Source organism: Burkholderia sp. FERM BP-3421 (assembly GCF_028657905.1).
Classification (GTDB): Bacteria; Pseudomonadota; Gammaproteobacteria; order Burkholderiales; family Burkholderiaceae; genus Burkholderia.
Map to the genome: position 1 here is coordinate 1,544,209 of NZ_CP117782.1, position 12,949 is coordinate 1,557,157.

At 68.2% G+C, this 12,949-nt stretch carries 14 protein-coding genes; 4 read left to right on the forward strand and 10 right to left on the reverse strand.

Annotation, left to right across the window (positions count from 1 at the left end):
- Positions 1-2: 2 nt before the first annotated feature.
- From Bsp3421_RS22865 to Bsp3421_RS22905, 10 genes are all read right to left on the reverse strand, one after another.
- Positions 3-707 (reverse strand): response regulator transcription factor, encoded by a 705-nt coding sequence (locus Bsp3421_RS22865; RefSeq protein WP_252986115.1) that lies wholly within the window; start codon positions 705-707, stop codon positions 3-5.
- 288 nt (positions 708-995) lie between these two features.
- Positions 996-1,376 carry a hypothetical protein gene (locus tag Bsp3421_RS22870; RefSeq protein WP_274003682.1) on the reverse strand — a complete coding sequence of 127 codons (381 nt, stop codon included), beginning with the start codon at positions 1,374-1,376 and terminating at the stop codon, positions 996-998.
- A gap of 263 nt (positions 1,377-1,639) precedes the next feature.
- Positions 1,640-2,341 carry a fimbrial protein gene (locus Bsp3421_RS22875; protein WP_274003685.1) on the reverse strand — a complete coding sequence of 234 codons (702 nt, stop codon included), beginning with the start codon at positions 2,339-2,341 and terminating at the stop codon, positions 1,640-1,642.
- Positions 2,342-2,655: 314 nt separating this feature from the next.
- A complete protein-coding gene (locus tag Bsp3421_RS34090; RefSeq protein ID WP_337995318.1) occupies positions 2,656-2,868 on the reverse strand; it encodes a hypothetical protein in 213 nt (70 codons plus the stop codon).
- A complete protein-coding gene (locus Bsp3421_RS22880) occupies positions 2,865-3,410 on the reverse strand; it encodes a fimbria/pilus periplasmic chaperone (RefSeq protein WP_337995319.1) in 546 nt (181 codons plus the stop codon). The genes Bsp3421_RS34090 and Bsp3421_RS22880 overlap by 4 nt, the downstream gene beginning before the upstream one ends.
- 103 nt (positions 3,411-3,513) lie before the next feature.
- A complete protein-coding gene (locus Bsp3421_RS22885) occupies positions 3,514-4,038 on the reverse strand; it encodes a fimbrial protein (RefSeq protein WP_274003687.1) in 525 nt (174 codons plus the stop codon).
- A 298-nt stretch (positions 4,039-4,336) separates the two neighbouring features.
- Complete coding sequence (locus Bsp3421_RS22890; protein ID WP_274003689.1) at positions 4,337-4,564, reverse strand: sulfurtransferase TusA family protein; 228 nt, start codon at positions 4,562-4,564, stop codon at positions 4,337-4,339.
- Between the two features lie 97 nt (positions 4,565-4,661).
- Positions 4,662-5,699: a Gfo/Idh/MocA family oxidoreductase gene (locus Bsp3421_RS22895; RefSeq protein ID WP_274003691.1), complete on the reverse strand. Its 1,038-nt coding sequence runs from the start codon at positions 5,697-5,699 to the stop codon at positions 4,662-4,664.
- 14 nt (positions 5,700-5,713) lie between these two features.
- Positions 5,714-6,742, reverse strand: a complete 1,029-nt coding sequence (gene iolG, locus Bsp3421_RS22900) for an inositol 2-dehydrogenase (protein ID WP_274003692.1) — start codon at positions 6,740-6,742, stop codon at positions 5,714-5,716.
- Entirely contained in the window at positions 6,735-7,616 is an 882-nt protein-coding gene (locus Bsp3421_RS22905; RefSeq protein ID WP_274003693.1) for a MurR/RpiR family transcriptional regulator, read from the reverse strand. Before Bsp3421_RS22905 ends, iolG begins: the two co-directional genes overlap by 8 nt.
- Positions 7,617-7,851: 235 nt before the next feature.
- Between Bsp3421_RS22905 and Bsp3421_RS22910 the strand changes: the two genes are divergently transcribed.
- From Bsp3421_RS22910 to Bsp3421_RS22925, 4 genes are all read left to right on the forward strand, one after another.
- Positions 7,852-8,895 (forward strand): sugar ABC transporter substrate-binding protein, encoded by a 1,044-nt coding sequence (locus Bsp3421_RS22910; protein WP_274003695.1) that lies wholly within the window; start codon positions 7,852-7,854, stop codon positions 8,893-8,895.
- A gap of 92 nt (positions 8,896-8,987) precedes the next feature.
- Positions 8,988-10,133 (forward strand): ABC transporter permease, encoded by a 1,146-nt coding sequence (locus Bsp3421_RS22915; protein WP_274003697.1) that lies wholly within the window; start codon positions 8,988-8,990, stop codon positions 10,131-10,133.
- 11 nt (positions 10,134-10,144) lie between these two features.
- Entirely contained in the window at positions 10,145-10,945 is an 801-nt protein-coding gene (locus Bsp3421_RS22920) for an ATP-binding cassette domain-containing protein (protein ID WP_274003699.1), read from the forward strand.
- A 13-nt stretch (positions 10,946-10,958) separates the two neighbouring features.
- Complete coding sequence (locus tag Bsp3421_RS22925) at positions 10,959-12,938, forward strand: bifunctional 5-dehydro-2-deoxygluconokinase/5-dehydro-2-deoxyphosphogluconate aldolase (protein WP_274003700.1); 1,980 nt, start codon at positions 10,959-10,961, stop codon at positions 12,936-12,938.
- Positions 12,939-12,949: the final 11 nt, after the last annotated feature.

A 12,949-nucleotide genomic window follows, 5' to 3' on the forward strand; every position in this document is an offset into this window, starting at 1 on the left:
GCTCACTCCGTCTCCCCTTGCGTCACCCGTTCCAGCCGATACCCGTAGCCATAGATCGGCGCGAGCCGGTAGCCGTTCTCGGGACGCAGGCCCAGTTTCGTGCGCAGCATCGAGATATGCGTATCCATCGTGCGCGACGGAATATCGGTCGCCTGCTTCCAGACGAGATCGAGGATGTGCGCGCGCGACAGCGGCCGGTCGAGATGCTGGAACAGCAGCAGCGCCAGCTCGAATTCCTTCTGCGTGAGGCTCACCGGCTTGTCGCCGACGTAGGCCTGCTTCAGGTTCACGTCGAACTTGTAGGTGTCGAACTCGCGCACCGTCGCTTCCGCGTTGGCCGGATAGGCGCGCCGCAGCAGCGAGCCGATCCGCGCGCGCAGGATCGGACCCGACACGGGCTTGACCACGTAGTCGTCGGCGCCCGCGTTGAGGATCTGCGTGATGCCCGCCTCGTCGTCGCGGCTCGTCATGAAGATGATCGGCAGCCGGTGTTCGACCTGGTTCGCCCGGACCCACTTGAGCACTTCCTCGCCGGACATGTCGGGCACGTTCCAGTCGAGCACCAGCAGATCGAACGTCTCGCGCTGCAGGCGCTTCTTCAGGGCCTTGCCTTCCTTGAAGGCATAGCATGTGTGTCCCGCGGCCGTCAGCGTCTGACTGACAAAATCCGTCTGGGCCTGATCGTCATCCAATACAGCAATTCTCATATCACCCCGCAAAGCGAAATCGACACGTCGTTCCTGGCCCGCCGCGCTGCACCCCAGCATGCCGCGGCACGTTTCCCGACTCGTAACCCGCTATTATCTGCTGGTCTGCGCCATACTGCCCGTCTGCGTCGTCGAAAAAACGCATTTTATTTGGATTACGTCATATCTCAAAAAATGGGCGCGGGTAACCGGCATTTTCACCATAGTGCGTGAAAACTGTCCAGAAATAATACAGATTAGACGCGCGCGGCAGGCGGGGCGGGAATGGCGCAAGGGCGCGCGGCGCGGTCAGTCCAGGCTGACCGGATCCTGTTCGGCGATCTGCGGCTGGCGTTGCAGCGCATGATGGAGCTGCGTGCGCACGTGCTCCCACGCGGCGCGGGCGTAGTCGGGCTGGCCGGCGGCCCACGCATGGGCCAGATCGAACACGCGTTCGACCGTGGCCGCGCAGCGCGTGAGATCCGGCTGCGGATCACCCATCGCCTCGCGCAACCACTCGGCGAGCCACGGCATTTCGCGCCCGCTCGAATCCGCATAGGCCTCGAGCGCGGCCCGCGCATGGCGGTCGTGCTCGGGATCCAGCTCGACACGGTGCACCGACTGCGCGCGTTCCCGTGCCTTGCCGCCTCCTTCGAACGGTATTCGAATCGTCCCCGATCTGAAGAGCATGACATCTCCCAGTTTGCAGCAACGACACGCGCTGGGCATGTCCCCCGTACGGTGACCCGATTGACCGCCGCGCCCACCAGGGTGGTCGCAACGATGGATCATCAGGCAGGGAGTATAAGCAGCGCGGTACGTCCCGTGGTTTAAGAATTGTTAGATATTGCGGTCTTTTCTTTTCGACATTTGCCGAACATTCCTGTCGCCTCGCGCAATTGCAATCATTTACTTTCCGCGAATGGCCGCCCTTTTCTTGATTTACTGATAACTCATCGTAAACGTTGCCCCCCCTTCACAATGCCCGGCAGGACCGTGCCGGTCGCGATGTACTGCGCGGTCAGCGGCACGCTCGTGACGCTCGACGACGGCCCTACCCGCCACTGGTTCAGGTTGCCCGCCATCGCGGAGTCCGGTCCGTAATTCACCGGCATGCCGTTGTACAGCACGCGCAGTTGCACGCCGCGCGCCGTCGAGCCCGGCACCGGCGTCAGCCGGTTCGTGGCATTGCCGGGATCGGTCGCATCGGTGAGCGTCATGTGGACATCCGCGCCCACGCCCCCGCGGCAGCTGAGACCGATGCGCAGCCCGGTGTCGCCCCGCGTCGCGCCGACGCCGCTGAAATCGCTGGCCTTCACGTTCGGCAGCGTGACCGAGACCGACGGCGTGGTCACCATGCAGGTGGCCGGCGTGATCACCGTGCCGGGCGCGATGGTCTGGATCCGCGTCACCGAACGGAAGCAGCTGCCCGTGAATTCGACCGTCATGCTCGGCAGCGACGTCAGGCGGCCGCTGCCCACCGGCCCCGTCACGACCAGCGCCGCCGACGTGTACCACGCGGTCGATGCGTACCAGGACGACGGCGGATAGTAGGCGGTCGACGACGGCGCGCGCTCCCACGTGCCGTTCCAGTCCGTCGTCGTGAAAAAGCGCACGCCGACGCCCGGCACATTCGTCTGATAAGTGTCCGGCATCCCCGGCACCGGCATTCCGTTGACGGTCGCGCGCTTGTGGATCGGACAGTAAGGACCTCGCCCGCGTCGCCTTCACCCGCGAGCGCGCTCGCGCTCAGCTGGGACGCCAGCACGCCCAGGATCACGGCATGGCTGCGCCGGACCGCGGGCCGTCGCTCGGCGCGCGATCGCAAATGCTGGTCTCTCGTTCGCATCGTTTTGCTAATTACGTCTAGGCGACGTGTTGCCGACCGCCGCCTCCCGCTGGGAAGCGGCACCCCGTTCGTGTGACGGCCCGCGTCTCCTCGCGCGGTGCCTCGCGTGGCCTGCGCCCGTCAGGGCCGCTGCGGCCGCGCACGGAACGTTCCCGCGACACCCGCGCCGTAGTCGTTGATCGTCGTGTAGTCCACTTCGGCCGGCACCTCGGCGCCGACCGCGTCGAGCGCGCCCAGGTCGAACTCGACCGTCGCGTGCGGCGCGACCATCGCGCCGCGGTCGTCGCGCCGGGTCGCGCCGCCCATGCGCACCGCGACCGCGCTGAAGGTCACGTGGTACGGCGTCGGGTTGGTCGCGGCCAGCGCGCAGCCGCCCGGCGCACGAACTTCCAGCCGACCTGCGCGGCGGCGTCGTTCGCGTCGCCCGGCAGGCCCGCCGGACGGAAGAACAGCTTGATCCGCGAGCGGAACGCGAGCTGCAGCGAGTTCGGCGCGTCGGCCGCCGTCGATGCGACGGGCGGCACCTCGAGCACGTTGAGCCAGAACACCGACTCGCGGTCCTGGGGCAACGGCTCCTGCGTATAGATGATCCGCAGCGTCTGGACTTTCTTCGGGTCGAGGCGGAACAGCGGCGGCGTCAGCGTGAACGGCGCCTTCGCGTCGTCGGGCTGCGCGTTCGCGTTGCCGTCGTCGCCCCAGGTCTGCACGAGCGCCGGCGCATCGCCTTCGTTGTTGAGCTTGAGCGTGACTTCACGCTCCTTGGCCTGATAGATCACCCGCGTGCCGTTCAGCACGACGGAAGCGTGCGCGGCCGACACGGCGGCCGCGATGGCGCACGCCGCGAACGCGGCGCGCCAGGTCCGACGGATAGACATTTCGAATTCCGAATCATGATGCGGGCTGTGGCGCCCGCTTCCCCGTATCCGGCCGGCGGGCGCGATGCCCGCCGGCCGCTGCGCGCGATGCGTGCCGCGCGGCTTATTGGTAGACGATCGAGTACAGCGTCGAGGTCGTCACGCTGCCCGCCGTCGCCTGGCCCGTCGCCACGTACTGCGCGAAGTAGCCGAGCGTCGCCGCGCCGCCCGTCAGCGCCACCGGCTTCGAGTTCTGGGTCGCCAGCGCGCCGCCCAGGCGGATTTCGCTGTTGTCGCTGTTCAGGAGGCCGACCTGCACGTTGCCCGCGCCGCTGCTCGCCGTGTTGACGAGGCGGCCCGTCGAGGCGTCGACGGTCGCGCCCGGCTCGAAGTAAACCGCCACGTTGCCCGAATTCGGCGTGCACTTGGACAGCGCGACGTTGAACGGCGTGCGGCCGGCCGTGGCACCCGGCGTCGTCAGCGCGGATGCCGAAACCGTCGGCAGCGTGACCGTGAAGTCCTTGCCGCCGCCGTTGCCGCTGATCGTGCAGGTCTGGGCCGTCACCTGGCCATTGATCGTGATCGTGCCGTCCGCCGCGAAGGCGGCGCGCGCCGCCACGGCCAGGATCCCCGTGCGCATCTGCTTCATGTAATACCTCTGCGATTGATTGGTGTTGGAGCAATGGTCGGACGCGACGAAAAATCAACATCCCCGTCCGTCGCGACCGGGTCATTATCGAGATATGACCGTAAGCTTTCTGTTACCTATTATTAAATTTTGCCCAATCAATCATCAAACTCAGTTAAACGACATTCCCGGAAAATAATGTCGGAGCCATAATGGCAAGCGGCAGCGAGCCGTTTCGGAAACCCAAATAAAATGCCGCCCGGGCTTACCCCGGGCGGCATTCAGAAAACACCAGTGGTGGATTGACGCAGTTGCCCGATCAGCGGCGGCGCATCAGGAACACGTAGGTCTTGTCCTGCGTCGACGTCTCGACAATCTCGTTGCCGGTCTGCTTCGCGAACGCCGCGAAATCGCGCTGCGATCCCGGGTCGGTGGCGAGCACCTTCAGAATCTGGCCGCTTTCCATGTCGGCCAGCGCTTTCTTCGCACGCAGGATCGGCAGCGGGCAGTTGAGCCCGCGCGCATCCACTTCCTTATGAACTTGCATCGGCTTTCGACCTTCGAATGACGCGCCGGCACGGCGCGGGAGGAAGGCCGGATTTTACCGCAGCGCGCGGCCGCGCGCCCCGGGCTACGCACCCGGGCTACAGCGCAACCGCGCGGCCGCCGTGCAGCGCCTCGCGCAGCGCGTGGCCGATGCGGGTCGCCTCGAGCGCATCGGCGAGCGTCGCGCCGCCCGAGTCCTCGCCCGTGCGCACCGCGTCGACGAACGCCTGCGCCTCCGCCAGGAACGCCTCCTCGAAGCGCTCGAAGAAGGTCGGCGTGCACGCGTGGCGGATCCCCTCGGCATCGTAGACCTCGACGCGGTTCGCGCGCGGGTCGCGGCCGATGGTCAGCGCGCCGGCCGTGCCGATCACCTCGGAATGGGTGTCGTTGCCGTGCGCCATCGTGCGCGACGCGTAGAACATCGCGAGCCCGCCGCCCTCGAATTCGCAGATCGCGACGCCGTTGTCGACGTCGCCGCTCGCGCGCAGCCCTTCGTGCAGCGCGATCGTGCCCGCCGCGAACACCCGCGTCGCGCGCGGCCCGCCGAGCAGCCAGCGCGCCACGTCGATGTCGTGCACCGTGCAGTCGAGAAAAATTCCACCCGAGGTCGGCGCGAAGCGCACGAAGAAACCCTCGGGATCGTTGCGGTCGCAGGTTTGCGAGCGCACCAGGAACGGCCGGCCGATGCCGCCCGCGCCGATCCGCGCCTGCGCGTCGCGATAGCTCGGATCGAAGCGGCGCATGAAACCGATCATCGCGCGCAGGTGCGGGCGCGCCGCGGCTTCCGCGCACACCCGCTCGCATTCGTCGAGATCGAGCGACAACGGCTTTTCGCAGAACACGTGCTTGCCCGCGCGCAGCGCGGCGACGATCTGCCCCGCATGCAGCGCGGACGGCGTGACGAGCCACAGCGCGTCGAGGTCGGGGTCCGCGACGAGCGCGTCGTAGTCGGCGTAGAGGCGCGGCACGCCGAGCGCGTCGCGCGCCCATGCGCGTTCGTCGTCGAGCGGGCTGCACGCCGCGTCGAGCCGCGCGCCCGGCACGCGGCGCGCGAGGCTTTCCGCATGGCGGCGGCCGAGCCGGCCGAGGCCCGCGATGCCGATCCGCACCGGCGCAAGCGAGGAATGATCAGTCATGGATGCGCCCTCCTTCAGGCCAGTTCGTCGAGACGCAGCGCGCGGCCTTCGCGCCACGAGCGGGTCGCGGCCTCGGCCAGTTCGAGCGCCTTCACGCCGTCCGCGATGCTCGTGCGCACCGCCTCGCCGCGCGTGACCGCCGCGAGGAAATGCGCGATCTCGCGCGCGTAGGCGTCGCGGTAGCGTTCGAGGAAGAACGCCTCGGGCAGATCGCTCGACACCGCCTGCGCCGAGTACGCGGTGACCTCGGTCGGCCGCAGGTTGCCCGCCTGCAGCATGCCCGCGCTGCCCAGCACCTCGAAGCGCTGGTCGTAGCCGTACGCGGCGCGCCGCGCGGTGTTGATCTGGCACAGCCGGCCGCGCCGGGTGCGGATCGTGACCGCCGTCGAATCGATGTCGCCCGCCTCCGCGATCGCCGGATCGGACAGGCAGCTGCCGGTCGCGTGCAGCGTCTCGGCCTCGTCGTCGAGGATCCAGCGGAAGATGTCGAAGTCGTGGATCAGCATGTCCTTGAAGATCCCGCCCGAATGCCGGATGTAGTCGACGGGCGGCGCGCCCGGATCGCGGCTCGTCACGACCAGCATCTCCGGCGCGCCGATCTCGCCCGCGTCGAGGCGCGCCTTCAGCGCCTCGAAGGTCGGGTCGAAACGGCGCTGGAAACCGATCATGCAGACCACGCCGGCGCGTTCGACCGCCGTCTCGCAGGCGCGCGCGCGCTCGACCGTGAGATCGACCGGCTTCTCGCAGAACACGTGCTTGCCCGCCTGCGCGGCGCGCGTGATCAGGTCCGCATGGGTGTCGGTGCTCGAACACACGATCGCCGCGCCGATCGACGCATCGCCGAGCGCACCGTCGAGATCGGCGGCCTGCGCGCCGTGCTGCGCGCCGTGCTGCGCGGCAAGCGCCTCGGCCGCCGCGCGGTTCACGTCGACCACGTAGCGAAGCCGCACGCCCGGCTGGCGCGCGAGGTTGGCCGCATGGATGCGGCCGATCCGGCCCGCGCCGAATACCGCGACGTCGAGCGTCGGAACTGCTTCAGTCATCGTATCCTCCAGTGTCCTTGACTTCTTCCACGTTCAATTCGAGCCGGTACGCGAGCGCGATGAACAGCGCCTGGCACAGGCAGATCGTGCTGGTCAGCGAACGGAACGCGAACGCGCTCCCCTCCTTCACGAGCAGATGGGCGCCGGCGTCGCGCACGAGCGGCGACAGCCGGCTGTCGGTGATCACGAGCGTCTGCGCGTGATGCTCGCGCGCGGCGCGCAGGCAATACTGGGTTTCCTTGCCGTACGGCGCGAAGCTGATCGCGATCACCACGTCGCCCTTCCTCACGCTGCGGATCTGCTCGCGATACATGCCGCCGAGCCCGGACACCAGATGCACGCGCTTGGCCGTGTGCTGCAGCGCATACACGATGTAGTTCGCCACCGGGAACGAGCGGCGCACGCCGATCACGTAGATGTTGTCGGCCTGTTCGAGCATCGTGACGGCCGCATCGAACTGCGCGTCGTCGAGGCCCGCCGCCAGCTCGTCGAGCCCCGCGCGCGCGGCGTCGATGAACTGGCGCGCGACCATGCCGCCCGTGAGCGTGCCGTGCTCGCCGTCGATCAGCGTGCGGATGCGCTGCTGGTAGCTCTGCGCGCTCGGGTTCTGGCCCGTGTAGGCCTCCTTGAAAACCGCCTGCAGATCGGAGAAGCCCGAGAAGCCGAAACGCTGCGCGAACCGCACCACCGCGGACGGATGCACGCCGCAGCGCGTCGCGATGTCGCTCGTGCGATCCATCATCACGCTCGCGCGATGCTCGTCGATATAGGACGCAATGCTTTTCAACTGACGCGGCAGCGTGTCGTACGCATCGGTGATGCGCTGCAGCAGTTCGTCGAGGCCCGAAAGATCGGGCTGGGAGGTCTCTTCCATGATGTCGGGAGCGCCGGCCCCGCCGCGCGCACACGCCGCGCGACCGAACCGGCTGGTTCTGGATGTGTGCCGAGTATAGGCACGCCCCGATCGAAATGGAACAGATTTTCCAAAATTATTTTTATTGAAATTTCCTTTGCAAGGCTTGGGCAGTTCGCCTATTCTTGCTCGTGAGCACGGCGGGAACGATGCCGCCGCGCCCGACCCAAAACGACAGATAGAGATAGGTGGAGACATGAAACTTTGCTCAGGCAAGGCCGCCGTGCGGGCACTCGCCGTCGCGTTCGCGGTTGCCGCGGGCGTCGCGGCGCCGGCCGCGCACGCCGCCGACGCCCGCTTCGTGCTGATCAGCCATGCACCCGACTCCGACTCGTGGTGGAACACGATCAAGAACGCGATCAAGCAGGCCGACCAGGACTTCAACGTCACGACCGACTACCGCAACCCGCCCAACGGCGACATCGCGGACATGGCGCGCCTCGTCGAGCAGTCGGCCGCGCGCGACTACGACGGCGTGATCACGACGATCGCCGATTTCGATGTCCTGAAGAACTCGATCGGCAAGGTCACCGCGAAGAAGATCCCGCTCGTCACCATCAACTCGGGCACCGAGGAGCAGAGCGCGCAGCTCGGCGCGCTGATGCACGTCGGCCAGCCGGAATACGTCGCGGGCCATGCGGCGGGCGAGAAGGCGAAGGCGGCCGGCGTGAAGTCGTTCGTGTGCGTGAACCACCTCGCGACCAACACCGTGTCGTTCGACCGCTGCCGCGGCTTCGCCGATGCGATCGGCGCCGACTACAAGACCTCGACGATCGATTCCGGCCAGGATCCGACCGAGATCCAGTCGAAGGTCAGCGCCTATCTGCGCCGCAACCCGGGCACCCAGGCGGTGCTGACGCTCGGCCCCGTGCCCGCCGCCGCCACGCTCAAGGCGCTCCAGCAGATGGGGCTGGCCGGCAAGGTGTATTTCGCCACCTTCGATTTCTCCGACGATATCGCGAAGGCGATCCAGGCCGGCACGATCCAGTTCGCGATCGACCAGCAGCCGTACCTGCAGGGCTATATCCCGGTCGCGGTGCTCGCGATCGTCCGCAAGGACAAGACCACCGACCCGGTCAAGATCCGCCAGATCCTCGAGGCGAATCCGAAGTTCCAGGCGCGCCTCGCCACCTACGGGCTGCAGCCGTCCTACGGCCCGAAGAACATCCGTTCGGGCCCGGGTTTCATCACCAAGGCGAATCTCGACAAGGTGCTCAAGTACGCGGGCCAGTACCGCTGAACGGCGCGCGTTTTCGTAGTCCGCGCGGCGCCGGGCGCCGCGCACTTAACCAGCCGGAGCACCCCGCCCCGGCCGGGCTTCAAGGAGACATCATGGGTGTAGCCGGCAAACCGCTGCCCGCGCATGCGCGCGAGCCTTCCCCGCCCGAGGCGCGCGCCGACGAGCGGGTGCGCGGCGAAGCGTGGTTCCAGCGCTTCCTCAACCGCCCCGAATTCGCCGCGATTTCCGGCGCCGCGCTCGTGTTCGCGGTGTTCGCGATCGGCGCGGGCGGCTCGGGCATGTTCAATCTCGACGGCATCATGAACTGGTCGCAGGTGGCCGCGTATCTCGGCATCCTCGCGGTCGGCGCGTGCCTCCTGATGGTCGCGGGCGAATTCGACCTGTCGATCGGCTCGATGATCGGCTTCGCCGGCATGATGGTGGCGATCCCGACCGCCTATTTCCACTGGCCGCTCTGGGCCGCGGTGCTGTTCGCGTTCGCGGGCTCGATGGCGCTCGGCGCGCTGAACGGCTACCTGGTGATGCGCACGCGGCTGCCCTCGTTCATCGTCACGCTCGCCTTCCTGTTCATCCTGCGCGGCCTCACGCTCGCGCTGTCGATCCTGTTCGCCGACCGCACCATCATCTCCGGGCTCGGCGACTACGCGCACGCGGACCCCGTCATCCACTTCCTGTTCCAGGGCGTCGCGTTCCACGACCTGTTCCGCTGGCTCGCGCACGCGGGCATCGGCCAGCTGCTCGACACCGGCGAACCGCTCGTGCCCGGCGTGCCGAAGGTGATCCTGTGGTGGCTCGCGATCACCGCGCTCGGCGCGTTCGTGCTCGCCAAGACGCGCTACGGCAACTGGATCCTCGCGGTCGGCGGCGACGCCAATGCCGCGAAGAACGTCGGCGTGCCGGTGCGCCGCGTGAAGATCTCGCTGTTCGTGCTGACCGCGTTCTGCGCCTGCCTGTTCGCCGTGCTGCAGGTGGCCGACATCGGCTCCGCCGCGGCCGACCGCGGCCTGCAGAAGGAATTCGAGGCGATCATCGCCGCGGTGATCGGCGGCACCCTGCTCACGGGCGGCTACGGCTCGGTGATCGGCGCGGCGTTCGGCGCGCTGATCTTCGGCGTCGTGCAGATCGGCATCACCTACACCAACATCAGCTCGGACTGGTTCCGGGTGTTCCTCGGCGTGATGCTGCTGATCGCCGTGCTGTTCAACCACTACGTGCGCCGCCGCGTGTCGCAGTCGTAACGGAGCCGCCCATGTCCACTCCGCAATCCGGCGAGACGATCCTCGCCCTCGAAAACGTCAGCAAGTACTTCGGCAAGGTGATCGCGCTGTCCGGCGTCACGCTGCGGCTCAAGCGCGGCGAAGTGCACTGCCTGCTCGGCGACAACGGCGCCGGCAAGTCGACGCTGATCAAGACGCTGGCCGGCGTGCACACGCCCTCGGACGGCCAGTATCTGGTCGACGGCCAGCCGGTGCGCTTCGAATCGCCGAAGGACGCGCTCGACCTCGGCATCGCCACCGTCTACCAGGATCTCGCGCTCGTGCCGCTGCTGTCGGTCGCGCGCAACTTCTTCATGGGCCGCGAACCGCAGAAGAAGCTGTTCGGCTGCCTGAGCGTGATGGATCTCGACACCTGCGCCGAGACCGCGCGCGAGAAGCTCGCCGAAATGGGCATCCACGTGCGCGATCCGCACCAGCCGATCGGCACGATGTCGGGCGGCGAGCGGCAGTGCCTCGCGATCGCGCGCGCGATCCACTTCGGCGCGCGCGTGCTGATCCTCGACGAGCCGACCGCCGCGCTCGGCGTCAAGCAGAGCTTCAACGTGCTGCGGCTGATCCACACCGCGCGCGCGAAAGGCATCTCGGTGATCTTCATCACCCACAACGTGCACCACGCCTATCCGATCGGCGATTCGTTCACGCTGCTCAACCGCGGCCGCTCGCTCGGCACCTACACGAAGGACACCATCAGCAAGGACGAGGTGCTCGACATGATGGCGGGCGGCGCCGAGATGCAGAAGATGATCGGCGAACTCGACGGCGCCACGATCTGATACAGGACTCCCCATGACACGCTCTGCCCTTTCCTTCGCGCCCGACCGGCCGCTCGACGTGATCTGCGTCGGCCGGGTCGCGGTCGACCTGTACGCGCAGCAGATCGGCGCGCGGCTCGAGGACGCGACGAGCTTCGCCCGCTACCTCGGCGGCTCGTCCGGCAACATCGCGTTCGGCTGCGCGCGGCTCGGCCTGAAATCGGCGATGCTCGCGCGCGTCGGCCACGATCACTTCGGCCGCTTCCTGCGCGACGCGCTCGAACACGAAGGCTGCGACACCCGTCATCTCCACGTCGATCCGGAGCGCCTGACCGCGCTCGTGCTGCTCGGCATCAAGGACCGCGACACCTTCCCGCTCGTGTTCCACCGCGAGAACTGCGCGGACATGGCGCTCGACGAAGCCGACATCGACGAGGACTTCATCGCGTCGTCGAAGGCGCTGCTGATCACCGGCACGCATTTCTCGACCGGCCAGGTGAACCGCGCGAGCCGCCGCGCGCTCGACTACGCGCGCCGCCACCAGGTGCGCACCGTGCTCGACATCGACTACCGCCCGGTGCTGTGGGGGCTGACCGGCAAGGCCGACGGCGAGACCCGCTTCATCGCCAACGAGGACGTGACCGCGCACCTGCAGCGGATCCTGCCGTTGTTCGACATCGTGATCGGCACCGAGGAGGAATTCCGCATCGCGGGCGGCAAGGACGCGCTGCCCGACGCGCTCGCGATGGTGCGCGCGGTCACGCCCGCGCTGCTCGTCGTCAAGCGCGGCCCGCTCGGCTGCTCGATCGTCGACGGCGCGGTGCCCGCGAGCCTCGACGCGCTGCCGCTGATCGGCGGCGTCGAGGTCGAGGTGATGAACGTGCTCGGCGCCGGCGACGCGTTCGCGGCCGGCTTCCTGTCGCACTGGCTGCGCGGCGACCCGCCCGAGATCGCCGCGCGCGCGGCGAATGCCTGCGGCGCGCTGGTGGTGTCGCGCCACGGCTGCTCGCCCGCGATGCCGACGCCGGCCGAACTCGACTACTTCGTCGCCGAGGCGGCCCGCGACCCCGCGCGCATGCGCCGCCCGGACCTCGACCACGCGCTCGCGCGGCTGCACCGCGTGACGCCCGCGCGCACGCCGCGCGACGAAGTGCTCGGCTTCGCATTCGATCACCGCAACCAGTTCTTCGAACTCGCGCAGCAGACGGGCGCGCCCCTCGCGCGCATCGACGCGCTCAAGCGGCTGTTCGTCGAGGCCGTCGCGCAGACCGAGGCGCAACTCGGCCTGCAAGGCCGGATCGGCGTGCTGATCGACGACCGCTACGGCCAGGATGCGCTCAACGCCGCGACCGGCCGCGGCTGGTGGATCGGCCGGCCGGTCGAGCTGCCCGGTTCGCTGCCGCTCGAATTCGACCACGGCCGCTCGATCGGCACGACGCTCGCGAGCTGGCCGGCCGAGCACATCGTCAAGTGTCTCGTCCAGTACCATCCGGACGAGCCGCTCGAACAGCGCCTCGAACAGGAAACCCAGCTGCGCGCGCTGTACGACGCCGTGCAGGCGAGCGGCCACGAACTGCTGCTCGAGGTGATCCCGGCGCGTCACACGGGCCTGCCGCACGCGCCCGACACCGTCTACCGCGCGCTCAAGCGGCTCTACAACCTCGGCATCCAGCCCGAATGGTGGAAGCTCGCCCCGCTCGACGCCGTGCAGTGGCAGGCCGTCGACCAGTTGATCGCCGAGCGCGATCCGTATTGCCGCGGGGTCGTGCTGCTCGGCCTGTCCGCGCCGGTCGAGCAGATGATCGGCGGGTTCCGCGCGGCCGCCGCCTCGGCGACCTGCCGCGGCTTCACGGTCGGCCGCACGATCTTCCACGAGCCGAGCCGCGCCTGGCTCGCGAACGAGATCGACGACGCCGCACTGATCGCCGGCGTGCGCGGCATCTTCGAGACCCTGATCGGCGCCTGGCGCGCCGCCCGCGCGGGCGGCCGGGGCGTCGAACGGCGCGTCGCCTAGGAGCACGGACC